Below are 19,920 nucleotides of genomic sequence, written 5' to 3' on the forward strand. Positions count from 1 at the left end.
AAATTTTGCACAGGCGCCCCATATGCATAACCTGGGAATAACCTGAAAAGAGCGTTTCATAAATATAAATAACTCAACAATGAAAAAACTATATACTTCTATTTTTCTCATGCTTGTGTGGTTCCAGGTGAGCGCGGTATGCCCGCCGGTCGGTGATATTACACTTTCGTCTCAGGCTGATATCAACAATTTCCAAGCCTTGTATAGGTCATGCACCAACCTGGTTGTAAATGGAAATCTGAGTATTACTGGAAGTGACGTTACCAGTCTGCTGCCCCTTGCCAGTCTGAAAGGTGTTACCGGTAATTTTGTTATTTCAGCCAACGACAATCTGGTCAACCTCAATGGCCTCTCAGAACTGGAACATATTGGAGGATATCTCGTTATTAGCAGTAATAATTCACTGGTCGACCTCAGTGGTTTGAGCGCGTTTACCTCCGTTGGTAAGTATATGTATATACTGAATAATCCTGAACTGGTGACTCCGGGTACGTTAGCCGAATTAACCGACGTAGAGACGAGGCTGTATATTGAAGGTAACGACAAAATGACGAGCCTGCCCAATTTCCCGAAACTCAAACTGATTGGAGAAATGCTCTATATTGCCAATAATGCTTCACTGGTCGACATTAGCGGTTTGAGCGCACTTACCTCCGTTAGTCAGTTTATGTATTTACGGAACAATCCTAAACTGGTGACTCCGGGTACGTTCGCCGAATTAACCGACGTAGGCAATACGATGTATATTGAAGGTAATGCCAAAATGACGAGCCTGCCTAATTTTCCCAAAATGGTAAATTTTAGTGGTACTATACAAATTGCCGATAATCCTGTACTGACTAGTTTGACTGGACTTTCGAAGCTGGAAAGCTTGGATGGTAGCCTCTACATCACCAATAATGCTTCACTTGCCGACATCAGCGGGTTTAACGCACTCACCTCCGTTGTCAAGTCTTTGTATATACAGAACAATCCTGCACTGGTGACTCCGGGTACGTTCGCCGAATTAACCGACGTAGGGGAAACGATATACATACAAAACAACCCCAATATGAAAAGCCTGCCTGATTTTCCCAAAATGGTAAATTTTAGTGGTGTTATGCAAATTGTCAATAACCCTGTACTGACTAGTTTGGCTGGACTCTCGGCGCTTGAAACTATTGGACTTGGTATCAGAATTAGTAACAACCCTTTACTTACCAGTCTGAACGGACTTGGAAAACTCAAACGGGTCAATCAATACTTTCAGATCAGCGGAAACAACTCGCTTACCAATATTAGCGCTATCCAGGGCGCTACCATATCGGAAAACCTGGAAATTTCAAGCAACCCGCTTCTGGGCACATGCGCAATCGCTTCTGTTTGTTCCTTACTCAGCATATCTCCGGACCAATTATCCATAGCAGCCAACGCAACCGGGTGCAATAACATTGAGGAAATCCAGGAAACCTGTGAGGCTGTTCTTCCTGTCACACTGGTCAGTTTTTCCGGGAAGCTAACTGCCGAGGGCTCCGCGGCTTTAGTATGGATCACATCTTCCGAGACCAACAGCGATCATTTCGTCATTGAACACAGGAATACTGGAAACGAACAATGGTCGTCAGTAGGAAAAGTGCCTGCCAAAAGAGAAAGCAATGTACCCGTCACCTACGATTTCATTCACACCCGGCCAGCAAGCGGTGAAAATCTGTACCGGCTGAAAATGGTCGATGCCGACCAGACTTTTGCTTACAGTCGTATCATCAGTATCCACAACAAAGAACTTACAGACCTGTTTGCGTACCCTAATCCGGTGACCAACAAACTTCATTTCAGTGGCTCAGGTGTAACTCAAATATCTGTGTTTGACGCAAGTGGCACACTCAGGCTTAAAGGGAATTTAACCAATAAAAATGAAGTGGATATGAAAATTCTTATGCCCGGAAAGTATCTCCTAAAAGTCCAAACAACTGATGGGCGCTTGCATTCACAGAGCGTTTTTAAGGACTGATGGAGACAAATTGCTGTATAAAATCGCGTTGCAACTTTTGCGCAGGCGTCCCATATATGTAACCCGGGAATAACCCGAAAGAAGCATTTCCTAAACCTGAATAACTTTACAATGAAAAAATTTTCCATCATTATTTTACTGATCTCTGTGTGCTTTCGCGTAAGTGCGCAATGCCCGCCGGCCGGTAATATTACACTTTCCTCTCAGGCAGAAGTTAATAATTTCCAAACCTTGTACGGTTCATGTACAAACCTGGTTGTGAATGGAGATCTGACAATTACAGGATCTGACATTTCCAGTTTGCTGCCCCTCGCCGGACTGAAAGAAGTAACCGGTTACATGAGCATTGAAGATGCCGAGGAACTCACCGCGCTTACCGGGCTTGAAAGTTTGGAGGTAGTGGGTGATGGACTGTTCATTGCGGGAAATGATAAACTAGTCAGCCTTGCGGCTCTGGCCAAGCTGACTAGTGTAACAGGATATTTGTCGATAAGAAGCAATCTGTTATTAACCAGCCTTCAGGGATTACATAATATCACTTCTGTGGGAGGGGAATTAGAATTTGTGGAAAATAGTAAGCTTATTAATCTCGACGGCCTTGCTAAACTTAAAACGGTTGGTGGCTATCTGGCAATTCTAAGAAACGGTAAGTTGACTGATATAAGTGGCTTGGTTGCCCTGACTACGGTAAATGGAGAAATAGCGATCAATGGCAATAATGAGCTGGTAAATCCTGGTACCTTGTCTGAATTAACCGGTACTGTTCTCGGTCTTCGTATTACAGATAATGCCAAAATGAAAAGCCTGCCGGTTTTCCCCAAACTGGGGGAGGTCTATGGATATATCGTAATTGAGCAGTGCCCCGAACTGAAGAGCCTTGCGGGGCTACCGGCTGGGAAAAGTTTATATATCCTTGTAATTAATGAAAATGCCTCACTTACTAATCTCTCCGAGCTTGGAAAGCTCGGAGAGATTATTGAGGATATTGAAATTACTAATAATCAGTCACTTATTGACATTAGCGGATTGAGTGCTTTAATTTCTGTTGGCGGAGAGATGAAGATCAGTGGGAATCATGCGTTGGAAACTCCCGGTACGCTTGCCGAATTTACAGGCGGAGGAGAGCTACGTATTATTAACAATAGCAAACTGAAATACCTGCCTGTTTTTCCAAAACGGGTGAACTTCAGCGGAGATGTGACAATTGAAGCATGTCCTCAACTGATCAGTTTAGAAGGGCTTTCCAATCTGGAAACTGTGGGAGGAGACCTGGTCGTAGAGGCGAATTCTTTACTTCCCAACCTCAGTGGCCTTGGAAAACTTGTGCTTGTTGGCGGGGATCTAGGTATTGATGATAATGCCTCACTTACGGATATCAGCGGGCTTACTGCACTAATCTCTGTTGTCGATTATTTCGACATCTCAGATAACCCTAAACTGGTAACAATGGGTACGCTTCCTGAATTTACAGGCGATGGTGATCATATTTATTTTTACAATAATGCCAAAATGAAAAGCCTGCCTAGCTTTCCCAAGCTGGTTAGCTTCAGTGGATATATTACAATACAGCAATGTCCTGAATTAGTCAGTTTAGCAGGACTCTCCGCGCTGAAAACTTTGACAGGGAACCTACGGATCTTGGACAATGCCTCTCTTGGCACGTGTGCAATAGACGCTGTTTGTTCCTTACTGAATGTGGACCCAGGTCTGGCATGGATTGCTAACAACGCAACCGGGTGTAATAACATTGGGGAAGTCCAGGAGGCATGTGAGGCCGCTCTTCCTGTAACACTTGTCAGTTTCTCCGGGAAAATGAACACCGAGGGCTTTGCAACTTTGGCATGGAGCACCTCTTCCGAGACAAATAGCGACTATTTTGTGATTGAACACAGGAGCATTGCAGGCGCACAATGGACCGAAGTAGGAAAAGTGACTGCCAAAAGGGAAAGTAGTTCACTCGCCACTTACGATTTCCTCGACACCCGGCCAGCAAGCGGTGAAAATCTGTACCGGCTGAAAATGGTCGACGCCGACCAGACTTATGCTTACAGCCGCATTATCAGTCTCCGAAACAAAGAACTTACAGATCTGTTTGCCTATCCTAATCCCTTTACGAATAAACTTCATTTTAGTGGCTCAGGTGTAGCTCAAATATCCGTGTTTGACGCAAGTGGCACACTCAGGTTCAAAAGAAATCTGACTGATAAAAATGAAGTGGATCTAAAAAATCTTATACCTGGAAAGTACCTGCTGAAAGTGCAAACCACTGATGGGCGCTTGCATACGCGGAGTGTTGTGAAGGACTGATGAAGATCTGATATCAATTTGCGGGGTGATGGAATCGCGTTGCAAACGCATGGTCATTTGCTCCCTGATTACAAATCGGGGCGAGCCTCAAAATTTACATGCTAAACTCAACTGAAAATTTCCGGAAAACATATATAAAAACATTATTTTTTCCGGTTAGCCACCGCTTTCAAGGAAAAACATTAACCAGAGGTCTGGCTAATAATGGTGTAGCTGGCCTTATTTCATTGCCTCAAATTACGCTTTTCCCCATCTTTCTACAAAGATTCTGGCGATCTTTATTATGTTTGACTTTGCTCCTGTCCGCTACTGGTGGCAGCATTTATGCGCAAAGTTATTGTGAGTCTGCCGCTGGTGATGGTAGTGATACTGGAGACATAACAAATGTGCAAATAGGCACATTAAATAATTCCTCAAACTGTAATCAAACAGGCGGTGTAGGATCTAAATTAAATAAGTATTCAAATTATACCAGTGTTGCCTCCCCAGCTCTTGTGCAACTAAACACTGTTCCTTTTTCTATTGAAATCCGTTATTGCAGCGGTTTAAGTAGTAGAAACTCAACTTCAATTTGGATCGATTATAACCATAATGGTGTATTTGAATTCCCTGACGAAAGGGCGTTTAGCTCGGCACGTTCAGATTTCCCAATTTATACAGTAACGGGATCAATAATAATTCCTGAAAGTGCCTTAAAAGGCAGTACTCGCATGAGAGTAATTACTTCCGGGAATGCAAACGAAAATGCTTGCGGAAATTATAGTGACGGTGAAACAGAAGATTATACGGTGAATATCGTAGTACCAGTGCTTTGTAGTGGCATGCCTGAAGCAGGGAATACAATAGCCAGTGAAAACACTGCTTGCCTTAACAAAAACGTAATTTTGTCGCTTTCATCAACAGCTATTCTTACCGTTAATTCTAGCGGTTACACATATCAATGGTTTAATAATGCAGGTGCAATTGTTGGTGCCACTAACCCTACCTATACAGCAACGATTACAAATGCTGACAGTTTTTATTGTAAAGTTACCTGTACGCATAGTCGTCAGACCGGCCAATCAACTCCGGTTGCTATTAGTTTGACACCTTTTCAAAATTGCTATTGTACTCCTGCTGATACCCAAAACGAAAGTATTGAGATATTTAACGTTACAGCCGGAACACTGAACAATACAACGAATGTATCTCAAACCGGAGGGCCTGGATCCATATTAAATAGTTACTCCGACTTTACAACCCTGGTGGCTGCGCCGGTATTTAATCAGTTGGCTACGATTCCATTTTCAGTGCAAGTTGCAGGTACCTATTACTCCCAAACTTCTGTTTGGATTGATTATAACCATAATAGTACTTTTGAAAGTCCGGGTGAACGGGTTTACCAATCAGGAGGACAAAATTTTGGAAATTACACAAAAAATGGTTCTTTCACGATACCTGCAAGCGCTCTAACAGGTATTACGCGTATGAGAGTGGTTACCAGCTATGGTGAAGTTCAGCTAAATTCCGCCTGTCAAAGTTACTATGAGGGAGAAACAGAAGATTATTTAGTGAACATTACGGCACCTCCTGCTTGTAGTGGCAGCCCAATACCAACTAAGACAATAGCTACGCAAAACCCGGTTTGCCCTCAGGTAAGTTTTACTTTCTCTTTAAGTCCTTCAATACTTACTGCCGGTAATACTTATCAATGGTATAACAATGCCGGCCCGATTACAGGTGCTACAAATGAAACTTATACTACTATCATTACAAATGCAGATAATTTTTATTGTAAAGTTACCTGTCCCAACGGTAATAAAACAACAACATCAACACCCGTTGCTATATTAGAGCCTTATATATACTGTCCTTGTGTTTCTACTGCGACTGCTTCTACTTCCGAAGACATATTTAATGTAACGATTGGCGAATTAAATAATTCCTCTGATTGTAACCAAACGGGTGGCCCGGGGTCTTCATTAAACAGGTATTCTGATTATACAACCTTAGTTGAGGCCCCGGATCTACCGGTATTAAGTGCTATTCCATATTCTATTACAACAACAACTTGCGGTAATTACGGACCAAACGCAACTTCAATTTGGATCGATTTTAACCATAATGGTCTTTTTGATGCACCAGGTGAAAGGGTGTTTAGTTCTGGCTATTACCGTGTTCTTCCATCTTATACAGAATCAGGTTCATTCGTAGTTCCAGCGGGTTCTTTGCAAGGCCTTACACGCATGAGAGTCATTTCTGCCAGACAGGGAGGTCTGCCAATGAATTCCGCTTGCGGTGAGTATTCCGAAGGTGAAACGGAGGATTATATAGTGAATATTGTTGCAGCGCTTCCACCGCCTGTATGCAGCGGATTCCCGATTCAACTTAACACAATCGCTACGCAAAACGAGGTTTGTCCACAGGTAAGTTTTACCTTTTCTCTCAGTATTTCTTTCATTACCTCAGGCAATACTTATCAATGGTATAATGATGCGGGCCTGATTGCTGGCGCCACTAATGAAACTTATACCGCAACAATTACCAAGGCAGATAATTTTTATTGTCAGGTTACCTGTTCCAGTGGTAATCAAACAGCAACTTCCACACCAGTTGCTATATATGAGCCCTACCTTTACTGCCCTTGTAGGTCTGCTTCAGATACACGTATTGACCAGGATATAGTAAATGTAACGATTGGGGAATTAAATAATACCTCCAGTTGCAGTGCAACCGGTGGTGAGGGCTCATTACCGAGCAGGTATTCGAATTACACCACCCAGGTAGCAGCTCCTAACTTTACGGTATCAAGTAAGATTCCGATCTCTGTTTCGATGGACTTCTGCGGAGGTTTTGGTTTTACTGCAACATCCGTTTGGATTGATTATAACCACAATGGAAGCTTTGATGCGCCTGGGGAAAGAGTGTATTACGACGGAGATAACTTCCGCGAAACCTTTACGCTAACAGGTTCATTCACAATTCCGGAAACAGCCTTTTTAGGTTTGACACGCATGAGAGTCATAACAGGAGACGGGGACGTAGCTAATTCTGCCTGCGGAGATTATGGCATTGGTGAAACCGAAGATTATTATGTGAATATTGTTGCAGCGGCTTGCAGCGGTACGCCTACTGCTGGCAATACAGTCGTCAGCCAAAACAATGTGTGCGCCAATGCAAGCATTACTTTGTCACTGTCATCTCCACCAACAAACACTAACGGAATCACCTATCATTGGTTTAAAGATGGGGATGCTACAGGTTTCATAGGTGCCACATATACTACGAGTATTACAACTACAAGTAGTTTTTACTGCGAAGTGACCTGTACCAGCAGTGCACAACAAGCTTCATCAACACCTGTAACGGTAAATGTTACCCCGGTTTCCCTTCCAAAAGCAGCTACAACTAACACACAAAATGTAGCTACTACGCCTTTGGTGGCCAATGATTGTCAATATATTGCCAAAGTAGTACCAACAAGTGGTTTTACTGAGGCTACTGTCAAAAGCTGGATTGAAACCATTCCGCCATTTAATTATGTGCCAAGACATTTTGAAATTACCCCTAGCACCAGTCCAAATACTGCAACTGGTACTGTAACCTTGTACTTCTCACAAGCGGATTTCAATGTTTATAATGCAACTATAACAAGCGGCTTACTTCCAACCGGCCCAGCTGATGCCGCAAAGATTACCAATTTCCAGATCCTGAAATATGCAGGAACCAGTCCGACAGGCCTGGGCTATTCTGGCTCGCCAACTTATATTCCAGGCACTGGAAATTCCTGGAATACAGGCGATTATACTTTTATTTGGAATGAAGTAAATTCCATTTGGGAGGTTACATTCCCCGTTTCGGGTTTTAGTGGCTTTTTGGCTAAATCAATTGCACAAGCTTTACCGGTTACTTTAATTTCTTTCACCGGTAAAGCCATAGAGAAAGTCAATGAACTTAATTGGAAAACCAGCTCAGAAGTCAATTTTAGCCATTTCGAAATTCAAAGAAGTTTGAATGCTAAAATATTTGAAAAAATAGGCGATCGGGCACCGGATGCGTCAGGCAATTATACGTTCCTTGACACGAATTCACCAGGTAGCACCGCCTATTATCGCCTCAAAATGATAGATCGGGCCGCGGTCGGTCGGGATGGTACTTACAGCTTCTCAAGAATCATTGCAATAGAAAACAATGCAGAAAAAGCTATGGTCGGCAATTTCTATCCCAACCCGAGTACCGGCAAAGTATACATTGAAATTACGGCAACAGAAAAAGGGATCTGGAACATCACTACTTATGATTTAAGTGGAAGAGTAATCTCATTTAAAAGTAAACTTTTACAAATTGGATTGAATAAAATTTTGATAGACAAGCTGAATCACGGTTTAAATCTTATAAAGTTTGAGAATGGAATTATTTCTGAAACCAGGAAAGTAATAAAAGAATAGCGTTTTGAATATTATTTCGTGTTCGTTAAAAATAGAAACTATACAAAACGTAGTTTCTATTTTTTTTAATTCTAAGTACCTCTAAAACTCCGACAATCTAAAGCACATAAAATCTTAATTCTCTCGAAACTGCAAACGCTCCGGCAAGTCTCACTAAAACGACTTTTATATCTATTCTGCTTGTAGCAAGTCCAGTACTATCTGAAAAATAACGCAATTAAAGTGGCTTCGTAAGGAGCGACTATTTAATCTAACAACAATTAAACCAGCTGGCCTCAGGTCCTCTTGATATTACTGCTGATTGAGAAGGCTGTTTCAAGGAAGGAAAACATTGACAGCCACTTGTTGCACTTAGGCGACCTTCGGATATCGATCATGTTTTTGAAATGATGCTGCACATATAATAGTATACTGAAAAATTGCCTTTTTTGATTTCATTTTATGTTTAGGCACCCGCGAAGTGCTGGACGTGAAATTATCTTTGATCGGTCGACGTAAATCATAAGAATTTCGCTTTGACAAATCTTCCGTTTTTATTAATTTTATCAGAAGTACTTGCAGTACAAAAAACTTGGTGAGCAGATCGAGAGTTGGATTAAATTTCCATTTAAACTTAATGATAGTCAATTAGTTACATGAGAGGTTCAGTTCTCGTTGAGTGCACCATACGAGACAAGTCGTTTTTTTTGCGATTTATCTCGTTTTTTTTAGTTCTAACTCCTTCTTTGTCTGATAGATAAGAAGTGGTCCGGCGTTGACCCGAGGTGTTCGATATCCCTTGCCGTCAAAAACGAATTTTTCGGGAAAGGTCGAACTTATTATTTGCCTTTTTTCTTCCATTGTTCCTTTTTCATACATCAAATCCAGGTTAGAAACCCTTTTAATGGCATTTTTGAGCAAATTATTGATGTCAGAATGTTTTTCAGACAGATTGCTTAATTTTTTCTCTATTTCCTCAATTTTGGTATTAGAAACTGATTTGATGCTTTGAAAATCCTCATCTGCCAGACTACCTTCTACCTTCATCATTCTTGCATTTTGCATCCGCCTGTTTATAGTTTCGAGTTTAGTACTGATGCGTTAAGTTTTACTCATCAAATAGGTTCCATTGTTCATTGACATTTTGATTGATTTGACATTCTGTAAGTAACTCTTTTAAAGGGGTTTTGTCAAAAGCAGATATGCCCAGTATTTGAATGATCTCATATATGGAGAGATTGCTTTTTAAAGTGTGTTTGAGATAGGCTACTATTAAATAAGTGCTTATGGCAATCCATACTTGTACATTGACTGCATTTTCCGAATGACCCCAAAGCGTTTTGATGGTCAGGTTCTGCCGCGTCGGCGGTCCGATTTACCCATTTGGAAAAATTATCTATTTGCCACTAGGCGTGCCCCACCTTTTTTGGTATAGTTTTGCTATTTCAAGCGCAGAAATCATGTCGTTGTTTGACAAGAAAGAAGAATATCTTTGTCTTCATCATAGTATTCCACAAGCCTCAATTGTTCGGGATAAAGCTTGCTAGACTTATATCCGTTGAGTATGATGGTTTTATCACTTCTGAGTCCTGATGTGGGATCAATGTTAAAATTGCTTTCGATGACCTTATAATTCATTGTGGTTTTTGCTCTTGAGATAAAAAAGGCTCCGGACTCATTCATATTATGCAAGGCGGCGAAATCGATGTAAGCTTTATCCATGATATAGATCGCTCCTGGTGATACTAACAACTCGTCAAGTATATTACTATCATGGTATTTGCCGTCTGTAACATGGATAAAGGATGGGATATTCCCTCTCAGATCCAAAAGGGTATGTATTTTTATTGCCCCACGTGAATACTTTCCTGGCGCCCAGGTGAATAGTTTCAGGCTCAGGGAAATCGTTGTTGAATCCAGTGCAAAGACCTCATTGCGAACATTTGACATTAGGAACTGGATTTGTTGCATACAACGGTCTGACCAAGTCTATAAGGTACTGTCCGAAGTCGGCATAGATCCTCAGTCCCTGCTATCATTTGCACGTGACAGCGTGGACTGATTTACGTGACTTCTGATTCCAAGGTGATAAAGTTTGTTTTTATGCGCTTTCAGGCAAGTGCAGATGTCACGCAAGGAATTACGAGAGGTTAGTTGACCGAAGAACAGTTGAAGAAACTGGTTCCAACAATTGAATTCTCGTGTCCGGAAATCACCATCGTACTTTGATATACATTTTTCAAACTCATAACGGTCAATAAAATGCAAAAGCTGAGCAAAAACGTACTTTCCTGAATTCATAGCCTTGTGTAAAAGTCACAAAGCTAAAGGTCAAATCAAATCAAAAAATCAAATAACGTCCGTAATTAATTTATTTACAACGTGTTATAGGTATTTTTAAAAAGTTAACGCATCACCAGTAATAGCAGAACATAAAAATCGAGGGGTGAAAGGGCTATTTGGGCTAAAGAAAAGCTATCTTCCAAAATGCTCACGGCCACAATTTTGTTTTTAATAATGAAGAATTTTACAGAAAAGGCTGGTGCCTACAGTGCGGCAGAAAGCCTTTTCTGTTAATTAATTTGGCTACAATGCATCCAAATATTGCTTTATTCTTTTAATGATTCAATGGCCTGATTGTGGATTTTGAGCGAAATGTATTTATCAATACTGGTAAAATCGTACCCCTTTTTCTTAGCAGCTTGAATAGATGTTCCGTCAATCGCGTGAATTTTAGCTTCTATTGCTTTTTCGATGGTCAGAGCAGGCAAGCCCGCTTCTTTAAGACCTTTAAGGAAAGATGCATCCACGCCATGAATCCGCGCATTTCTGATTTCCTCAAAGCTTACATTTGTAAATCCCAAAGCCCGGATTTCTTTGATTGAACCTGCATCCACCCTATGTATTTTTGCTTCCAGGGCCTGATCTAGTGTTAGGTTTTTAAGCCCGGCCGATTGAAGTTCCTGAATGTAAGCTGCAGTAACTCCATGAATGTTCAGCTCTATCATTTTAGTAAGGGTCAGATCTCGAAAGCCCAACTCCTTCAATTCTTTCACTGAGTTTGGGTTGACATCTTGTATTTTTGCCTCGATTACTTTATCCAGGGAAAGGTTAGCCAGGCCCGCGTCTTTTAAAGTTTGTACGTAACCAGGTTCAATGCCATGAATTTTAGCCTCAATTATTTTTTTCATGCTAAGTCCGGGAAAGCCCATCTTTTCCATTTGTTGTACATACTGCTGATCGACGCCATGTATTTTTGCTTCAATTATTTCGGACATCGAAGGCTTTTTGTGGTTGTATTGTTCAAATAACGCAATATACCCCTGGTATTCGGTAAGGCTGATGTTGTGAATGGCAATTTCCAGCAACCGCTGCCCATTCAGCGTCTGATATTGGCTTTTTAGGAATTCTACATACTGACGGTTAACATCTGCAAAGAACAAAAAGAGAACAAGGTTTTTTTCCTGGGATGCCGTACTATTGGCAGCTAAGTAGTTTGCAAAGTCTTTGTTTTCCGTGAAAGTATATTTTCCCTGGCTTACTTCGGCCTGCAGGTTTCCGTTTAATTGCAGCGTACCGGCATCTTTTGTCAATACAAAACTGTTATCTCCGGTTTTTTTAAAACTATCTTTCCGAAAACAACGACTCATATTCCATTGAGAGTTGCCCTGGCTGCCTTTAAATTCCAGACAATAATTCTCTTTGTCTTGATGGCTGTACCAGTAACCGGATGACATATCGGTTTTGGAATCCGCGTAATTCCCAATGCTGGATTCATCGCCTCCGTTAGGATGTTTTTCACTTTGCGGCTTTGCTTTTTGTATCTGGTCGGCGGATTCTAACGGCAAAGGGTTCTTTTGAGTATTATTGCCGGACATTTCCCGGCTGGAAGCGGGTTTATTAAGCAGCAACAGCGTTCCAAAAAATACAGGTACCAGAAAGCTGTATTTCCAATACGCATGCGGAGTAGATTTTTTTGCGTTCATCATCATAATTCTTTGTTTAAGTACAGATTGATTATAATTAGTTGTAATAGAAAGTGGTCTGTTCGGCACGGCGATTTGAAGCAGATTCAGTTGGTATCGTTGTTTGTCTACCTGCACTTTCTCCACCATAAAGGCATCTGTTTGATACTCGTTATTCTTCTCTATTTCTTTTCTCAGTAACCAGATAAATGGATTGATCCATAGCACTATAGTGGCAACTTTAGCCAATAGCAGATCAAGACTGTGGTAAAGCCGGGCATGTATTTTCTCGTGGGCAATGATGTGCTGATAGGTCTCAAAATCGTAATCGTCGGGGTAGATAAAAACATAATGGAAGAAAGAACAAGGCGCTTGCCGTTGCGTCGTATTTACAATCACGATGTTCCCATCCTGAATTTTATCAGCAGATTGTCTAATCCTGTACAGAATAATGCCAAGCTGCAACAGCAGGCTACCGCTGAAAACAACCACCCCAAAGAGATAACAGGTAAAAAGCCAAAAAGCAAAGCTGTATCCTGTTGTTGTAACGGGCTTCTGGCTGGTTTTTTGCAGCACGGCCGGATCTTGATAAATTAACTTTGACGCAACCGGAGGTTTGCTAGCAATACTCTGAGCCGAACTCTCGGCAGCCAACTGCTTTGCATATACGCTTGAACTGTTTTCTTCTGTTGAGCTAATATGCGGCAACACTGTGGCCAAATAGCCTTGATAGTTGATAAGCGGGGGCAAGCTCACAAAGGGCAAGGTAAAAACCAGGACAAGGCAGCCAATCAGGTAAATTCTGTTGGCTATAAAGAAGCTTTCCCGCTGGAGAAAGACCCTATAAAATAAAAAGGCGACAGCCGTAATGATAGAAGCTTTGAATACAAACTCGTTCATGATAAATGAGTTTAAGATGATTTTTGTGATTTTATGACTTGTATCAGCTCGTCTAATTCCTGATCGGACAAGTTTTCTTCCTTTGCAAAATGTGTTATCATTTTAGTCAGGGAATTGCCAAAGTATTTTTGTTTTATGGTGGCCACGTCCTGCTGCCGGTATTCGGCCAAGGTTACAACCGGCGAATACCGATACGTATTTCCTAGTTTCTCTGCAATTAAAAAACCTTTGTCGGCTAGGATTTTGACCATGGTTGCAACCGAATTGTAGTGTGGCTGGGGGGCAGGAAGCAGCTCAATGATATCCTTGATAAAGGCATGCTGGAGCTGCCAGACTACCTGCATGATTTGCTCCTCTCTTTTTCCTAATTTTAGCATAGCAGCTTTTTTTGTTCAATACTACTAATGGATTAGGAGTATTCCTAATGAATTAGTAGTTATTTTATTTTTCGGATGGAAAAAGGATGGTTGGCTAAGTTTTAGAGCCAGTTGGATACCTTACCATATATTAAAATATATTTTGAAAAAATGGTGGTTAAAGTGAAATTTCTAAAGCGGGGCGAGAGGCATGCTTGCAATAGATGGATATGTCTTTTGGTTCAATAAATATGGGATAGAGCACGTTAAAATGTAGTTTTTTTTTCTGGCCCGTCCTGAAAAGTGTTGACACAGCTAGCTAAAACTTAAAGAGGGAAAGACAGGGAAAGCACTGCTGACCAGAAGCATTTTGTAGCAGTTCAACACGAGATGTTTCTTGAAAACCGGACTGACTGACCGCCCCACGGTCAGTCAGTCCGGTACTATTAATTGAGCCTACTTAACCAACCGATAGATCTTCGCCAATATGATGTAACTTGCGCGGTATAGGTAATCTGCGCTCTCATCTGGAAAGGCCAAAGCGTGTCTACTTAGTCGATGATGACCCGGACGATCGATTGCTGATTACGAAGCCCTGATGCAGGCAGTCCAATAATTCAATGTTGTTGAAGCGATGAATGGGCAGCATTTCTTTGAGATACTCGAAGTAGCGAATTAAACCTTCCTTCGTTGATTATACTGGATGTTAACACACCACGAATGAATGGATTTGAAACCCTCAAGCATATTATGTTTACCGCCTTCGCTTTCAATGGTTCCTGTTGTTATGTATTCTACTTCTGAGGACCCGGTACTAATCAAGCAAGCTTATGAGGTCGGAACTTCTTCGTTCGTTACCAAGCCTAGTCTTTTGATGGTTTATAGAAATGGTAAATCAAATAACGACTCATTTCTATAATGAAATGGAGCAGGGGCCTTCATTAAATAAATATGCAAATTAACGCAAGCACAGGAGCAATCAAGCCTGGGGCAGGTGCTGGATCTCATCGGCCAGTGCAGGTATTGAACTCTTCTTGGAGATGAATTTATCCACGCCGATTTGCGCATGCCTTGGCTTCCATGGGGATCGGGTGTCGAGGTGGAGCAAAAAATGTTGGGATGGTCGAACTCTTACAGCTTTTTCAATTGTACCAAACACTCATCGCCCTTGATCCTAGGCAGGCTAGTGTCAATAAAGACACAGGTAAGTTGGCAAGTAGAATAGTCAATATATAGTTAATTGTTTTCAGTTTCATCAAGTTCTGATTTGTTCAAAATCTTAGTCAATTAAGTGCCCTACTGCCAGAGTAAGCACCTTATGCCTCGCTAAAAAATCGGTTTCCCGGCCATAGTCCGGTTTGGTTTTATACGCTACAACTACATCCGAGTTTGGAAATACTGAAATGCTTTGTCCCCATGCTCCCATTGCAGAATCCCCTCCCTTTAACCGTACCTCGTTAGTGTTTTGCCACAGTCACCACATATACCCATATCCAAAGGAATATCCAGTTTCACGATAAACTGGAATATTTTTATTTATCTCTGGGTAGTCGGTTCTGGCTTTCAACATCTCATTTACCCAGCTCGAATCGATAATTTGTTGGTTGTTCCATCTCCCGCTGTTTAACATGAGCAGCCCGATTCTGGCCATATCTCTTGTGGAAAAATACATAGGATAAGCCTGATACTTTGACCTCCGGGTATCTCCGTCCTTTTTTTTGAAGAGACCAGTTCCAATCCTGCATTTCCAGAGGAGTTGCAAGTACTCTGTCTACCTCATTATAAATGCTTTTTCCTGTTTCCTTTTCAAAAATATACCCGGCTATATTGAAATCTCAGTTACTATACAGCCAATATGACCCAAGTTTATGCAAGCCTCTTTTTGGAGCGTATTCCAGATAATCTCCTAAATTACTGGCAGGGTGAAACACCGCAGATCTTGCAGAGATAACATCCCTTACTGTTGCTTCCTTCTCGCCTTCTGACAAGCCTTGTAAATCGTCAATCTGTAACTCTCGCAGAGTTTTATTCAAGTTGATGTATCCAGAGGTAATATACTTTCCATAAAGCATCGCAAGGATATTTTTTCTACATGAAGCGATATAGCTATTTTCAGTTATATCAACATATTCGAAAACAATCTTTCCTTTATGGATAAGAAGAAACCCGGTCAGTCTGGTACTATCAATGATATAACTACGTAAAAGACCTGGCTTCGATTACACGGGATCTTATGGACGACAAAAGATTTAAAAGGGTTGTTTTGCTTGGCCACAGTGAGGGCGCATTGCTAGATATGGACGTTCGCCATCGCCTGATTAAATGGATAACGATTGATTCGATTTCAGTTAGATCATATTCTGGAAAATTCGGTGTAACTGACACCGCAATTCGGTGGCTGGGGGATGCGGATATCATGGGAAGGAACTGCTCAAACAATATCTGGCAATTTTGGAATTGATATTAGAAAAAATGGTAAAAGACGATTCTTAATGATAGGAACTCAAAAGCCAGAAGAAGTCCGGAAGATTCTCGAAAATTTTCAGGGCTTAATCCTCTAAATGTTTGCTGCTGAATTTACATGGTTTAGGTACCAACCAAATATCATACATAGGTCGCCAAGTGGGTGGCGGCTCGATCCCGGATCTTAATATACAGTTAAGTTTTGTAACCGCTTTGAGCTGTCTAAAAATTCGGTTGTTATTTTCTACCAAACTTACAAAGGAAGTCGTCGTAAAGATGGTGGCTGGCAGGACGATTTAAGGGGCCAAACACGACAACTAAACTTGGTAAATAATCATTACAAAAATTCCAGCATTGTCGTATATCCTAATCGTGGCAAAATGGAAGCGTCAGTTTCCAGGGGCAACCACCATGCACTTAGTGGTGTTGAAAGGTTTACTTTAAAATCGTATTCTACGGGTAAAAACCAGCCTAAAAGCCAGTTTATCAGTTTGCCGAAATCCGGATCAGAAAAATACTTTTCAAGCTCATCTGTATTTTTAAATGAAAGATCGATCTGCAATTCAGGTAAACCTGAATCCAGAGCTCCGCCTAAAAATAAATTCATCCCGAGCGCAGTAATGCCAATTTCGGAACCATGCGTAGGAAAAAAATTTTTGCCGTATTCCTCTCTGATTTGAACTGAAACATTAAGAATTCCGGTTAGGATTGTTTCACATTTATTGAAATCGGCCCGGTATTCTGATACCTGCGGTAGGAGGGGAAGAAGTTGCCGAAAAGTGATATCAGATACAAAAGAAGGAATTTGCCAGAAGTAACGCAGCTCTTCAAATAAGGAAGAATCCGGGTCCAATGCACTGGCATGCTGCTCAATTTGTTCTGTCCGAACTTTATAGAAGAAAAATTCCTGTTCCAGCGGAAGAAAAAACAGGCGTGTTTTTTGTTCCTTTTCCCGTTCAACCCGTATGTCCTCAATTTTCTTCTTTAATTCTTTCCCTGATTTTGAAGATGATAAATGAAAAAGCTGCTCGGGCAAATAATCATATATACCACTCCGGTTTGATTCGATAACAAGCCCTTTAAAATTGCCAATATCCTTTTCTTCTGCAAATTCGATGTCCTTATGACTGCGTCTTTTGAACGGTCCTAATGCGCGAAAAGTTATCTGTTCTGGTCTTAAACCGGCTTCAAGAAGTGATGCTGCAAAAAACTCTGCCTTTACATCATTCTCCGCTTCAAAAAGTATATTATGTTCGGCTTCCATTTTTATGCTGTTATTATATCAATTGGATACATCCCGGTTGACAATTTTTCAACTTTTGATTTTAATAAATCACAGTTTTGAATCCATTCAACATGATTGGAAATATTCCCGGCAGGCGTTAGCTGGATCTGAATACATCTTACAAAACCTTGCCCTGGAAGATTCCCTTTAATAAAATGCGGGCGCATATTTACTTTCCTGACTTTGTCACCAAGCTCTGCGGCACAGTATGCCCTTATGTCTTCTGCCGTGATCAAACGGTCGCAAGTGATAATATTTTTTCGAAGTTCCCGGACATACTGGGTTTCTTCCGGTGCCGGTTTCCCGCTAAACGACGAGGTCAAAAGCATGATTTCTGCATTATTCAAAGCCGAAGCAGAATAGGACTGGAGCCGGGATCCAACAGATAATCCGTTGGCAAGTTCTGCGGAAGTTGTCCAGTAAGAAATATATAAATTGTCCGGATCCTTGTTGCCTTTAACGACGAGATAGGGTTGAGAATAGGTTTCGTTTGCTCTTTTTACACCAAGTTTTTGCTCGATTCTAGCCATATTTTGGGCAATTTCCGTAAGTATAGAAGCCAGGAAGTCCTCACCAAGCGCGTTAAACGCAGTAACCTCATCTCTCAACAGTTCCATAAGCTGATAAAGAAACTCCTTTGCATTTCTTTGATCAAACCGGCCGATACCCTGCTCTCTGAGCGTATAAGTATTGTTGGCGATACCATCATTGAAGCCGACGTCTTTATCAGATGCGGTGTAAAACTGGTTTTTTTGATTTACAATGGTATTAACTCCCAAAAATGCTTCATTGGATGGCAGCGCAATACCGTTAATTCCGGATTGCAAGCGATAAGTTAATTTATGAAGTTGCCTGTTACTTACCGGAAAAGCGTTCAGGGCTATTTTTATATTTTCAAACCCTGCGATGGGAAATGCAGCCGGCCATTTAATTTTTAACCAGACCAAAGGCTTTTTTAGTGTCTGCAAAGATCTGTCATAAATTTCTTCAAATTCCGGCGGATAGGATAGCAAAGCCATCTCACCTTTCTCCCAGCTTTCCTGACTCGTTATATTGACGAAATGATTTTTAATACCAAGCAAAGTCATTTCTTCAGAAGTAGTTTCGGTTTTTAATCCTACTTCATAATTTAATTTTTTTCGCCCTGATTCCCAGCTTGTAAACGGCAAAAATTCACGGTAAAGGCCCTGCGATATATCTGTTGGCCAGTCAATATAAAATCTAAAACCTTCAAAGGAATCGATCGATTGATCCATATCAATACCGACCCAAACATTCTGATCGCCACCTTTTTGTATCAAAGATGACGAAAGCAAATTGCGTGATCCCCTTTCCATGGCATAAAGTCCAACCGGTGTGGCGTAATAAACGATTGCCGCATTGACAATGGAGTGTCTGCCGACCGGAGAGAAAAATACCTCAGATGCTTCCCCCTTTCTAACATTGCTTCGCCTGCAAACCAGCTGATTTTCCTTGTCTACCCAAGCTTTGGCTTCAATTGACCTGGCTTGCGCAATGGCAATGGCAGGTTTGGGACCGCGTTGTATCTGCGGGCAAAGAATTGCTGCGAGCCGGCGCATTAGTCTAAGCTCGGTTCCTTTTATTTCCTGACCGATTTTTTCAAATTCAACGGCACAGCCTTCGATAAGGAGTTTGACCAGCGGATCAAATTGGTCGAGACTGGTTTCGTCGTATCCCCAAAATTCGGCGGATCGTTTTAAAATTCTCCGGGATATATTTTCCTTGGTATAATAAGAATCTGAATACATGGCTAATCAATGGACATGGGTGAAATGAAGATGCGTTCAAAAAAAATGAAAGGTTCATTGGTTCGCCTGATAACCGCCTTTACTTCAACGCCGATTCTTTTCCGGATGTAGCTATTATACTTTGACATCATTTCCAGCTCTTCAATTTCCACGCGCACTTTTATCTGTGTCAGACGCCGCTCAAACCTGGCAATGGCTGCTTCAAGCGACTCTCTTATCAAATCCTTCCATTTAATTTGGGAAAGGATTGAAAAATCATGTTCCCACAAAGCACAGCCATAATTTTCATCAAAACGTGTTTCGTCAAAATGTGTAACCATCAAAAGATAAAGATGCTGGTGAATAGCTTCCCGATCCGGGCATTTTGCCAGCATTTGCTTCATTACAATCCGGTCAAGTGCCAGTGGTAATGCATAATTTTGTTCTTCCATGGGCCTCGTTTAATAACAATGTGGTTGCTTTAATGAAAGTCTCTCTTA

The 19,920-nt window shown here is 41.3% G+C and carries 11 protein-coding genes; 3 read left to right on the forward strand and 8 right to left on the reverse strand.

What is annotated here, in order from left to right; genetic code table 11:
• Positions 1-79 precede the first annotated feature (79 nt).
• From FZF08_RS15175 to FZF08_RS15185, 3 genes are all read left to right on the forward strand, one after another.
• A complete protein-coding gene (locus tag FZF08_RS15175) occupies positions 80-1,990 on the forward strand; it encodes a T9SS type A sorting domain-containing protein (protein ID WP_159470167.1) in 1,911 nt (636 codons plus the stop codon).
• 111 nt (positions 1,991-2,101) lie between these two features.
• A complete protein-coding gene (locus tag FZF08_RS15180) occupies positions 2,102-4,297 on the forward strand; it encodes a T9SS type A sorting domain-containing protein (RefSeq protein WP_159470169.1) in 2,196 nt (731 codons plus the stop codon).
• Between the two features lie 98 nt (positions 4,298-4,395).
• On the forward strand, positions 4,396-8,724 hold the full coding sequence (locus FZF08_RS15185; protein WP_159470171.1) for a GEVED domain-containing protein: 4,329 nt from the start codon (positions 4,396-4,398) through the stop codon (positions 8,722-8,724).
• A gap of 693 nt (positions 8,725-9,417) precedes the next feature.
• Here the strand turns inward: FZF08_RS15185 and FZF08_RS15190 are convergent.
• From FZF08_RS15190 to FZF08_RS15220, 8 genes are all read right to left on the reverse strand, one after another.
• The gene (locus tag FZF08_RS15190; protein ID WP_159470173.1) at positions 9,418-9,753 is read right to left on the reverse strand and encodes a hypothetical protein; all 336 of its coding nucleotides are present in this window, start codon (positions 9,751-9,753) and stop codon (positions 9,418-9,420) included.
• 408 nt (positions 9,754-10,161) lie between these two features.
• Positions 10,162-10,653 (reverse strand): IS4 family transposase, encoded by a 492-nt coding sequence (locus FZF08_RS31575; RefSeq protein WP_200837095.1) that lies wholly within the window; start codon positions 10,651-10,653, stop codon positions 10,162-10,164.
• 72 nt (positions 10,654-10,725) lie between these two features.
• Positions 10,726-11,004 (reverse strand): DUF4372 domain-containing protein, encoded by a 279-nt coding sequence (locus tag FZF08_RS32305; RefSeq protein ID WP_200837096.1) that lies wholly within the window; start codon positions 11,002-11,004, stop codon positions 10,726-10,728.
• A 308-nt stretch (positions 11,005-11,312) separates the two neighbouring features.
• The gene (locus FZF08_RS15200) at positions 11,313-13,568 is read right to left on the reverse strand and encodes a M56 family metallopeptidase (protein WP_159470175.1); all 2,256 of its coding nucleotides are present in this window, start codon (positions 13,566-13,568) and stop codon (positions 11,313-11,315) included.
• Between the two features lie 11 nt (positions 13,569-13,579).
• On the reverse strand, positions 13,580-13,945 hold the full coding sequence (locus tag FZF08_RS15205; RefSeq protein WP_159470177.1) for a BlaI/MecI/CopY family transcriptional regulator: 366 nt from the start codon (positions 13,943-13,945) through the stop codon (positions 13,580-13,582).
• 2,779 nt (positions 13,946-16,724) lie between these two features.
• On the reverse strand, positions 16,725-17,651 hold the full coding sequence (locus FZF08_RS15210; RefSeq protein WP_159470179.1) for a hypothetical protein: 927 nt from the start codon (positions 17,649-17,651) through the stop codon (positions 16,725-16,727).
• 2 nt (positions 17,652-17,653) lie between these two features.
• The gene (locus FZF08_RS15215; protein WP_159470181.1) at positions 17,654-19,441 is read right to left on the reverse strand and encodes a type VI secretion system baseplate subunit TssF; all 1,788 of its coding nucleotides are present in this window, start codon (positions 19,439-19,441) and stop codon (positions 17,654-17,656) included.
• 2 nt (positions 19,442-19,443) lie between these two features.
• On the reverse strand, positions 19,444-19,872 hold the full coding sequence (locus FZF08_RS15220; protein WP_159470183.1) for a GPW/gp25 family protein: 429 nt from the start codon (positions 19,870-19,872) through the stop codon (positions 19,444-19,446).
• Between the last annotated feature and the right edge of the window lie 48 nt (positions 19,873-19,920).

The organism is Dyadobacter sp. 3J3 (assembly GCF_009801115.1).
In the GTDB taxonomy this organism is placed as follows: Bacteria; Bacteroidota; Bacteroidia; order Cytophagales; family Spirosomataceae; genus Dyadobacter.

Bases quoted from the DNA above. Each gene is read 5' to 3' on its own strand.
- FZF08_RS15175 (WP_159470167.1), top strand. From the start codon at position 80: ATGAAAAAACTATATACTTCTATTTTTCTCATGCTTGTGTGGTTCCAG.
- FZF08_RS15180 (WP_159470169.1), top strand. From the start codon at position 2,102: ATGAAAAAATTTTCCATCATTATTTTACTGATCTCTGTGTGCTTTCGC.
- FZF08_RS15185 (WP_159470171.1), top strand. From the start codon at position 4,396: ATGCTAAACTCAACTGAAAATTTCCGGAAAACATATATAAAAACATTA.
- FZF08_RS15190 (WP_159470173.1), bottom strand. From the start codon at position 9,753: ATGATGAAGGTAGAAGGTAGTCTGGCAGATGAGGATTTTCAAAGCATC.
- FZF08_RS31575 (WP_200837095.1), bottom strand. From the start codon at position 10,653: ATGTCAAATGTTCGCAATGAGGTCTTTGCACTGGATTCAACAACGATT.
- FZF08_RS32305 (WP_200837096.1), bottom strand. From the start codon at position 11,004: ATGAATTCAGGAAAGTACGTTTTTGCTCAGCTTTTGCATTTTATTGAC.
- FZF08_RS15200 (WP_159470175.1), bottom strand. From the start codon at position 13,568: ATGAACGAGTTTGTATTCAAAGCTTCTATCATTACGGCTGTCGCCTTT.
- FZF08_RS15205 (WP_159470177.1), bottom strand. From the start codon at position 13,945: ATGCTAAAATTAGGAAAAAGAGAGGAGCAAATCATGCAGGTAGTCTGG.
- FZF08_RS15210 (WP_159470179.1), bottom strand. From the start codon at position 17,651: ATGGAAGCCGAACATAATATACTTTTTGAAGCGGAGAATGATGTAAAG.
- FZF08_RS15215 (WP_159470181.1), bottom strand. From the start codon at position 19,441: ATGTATTCAGATTCTTATTATACCAAGGAAAATATATCCCGGAGAATT.
- FZF08_RS15220 (WP_159470183.1), bottom strand. From the start codon at position 19,872: ATGGAAGAACAAAATTATGCATTACCACTGGCACTTGACCGGATTGTA.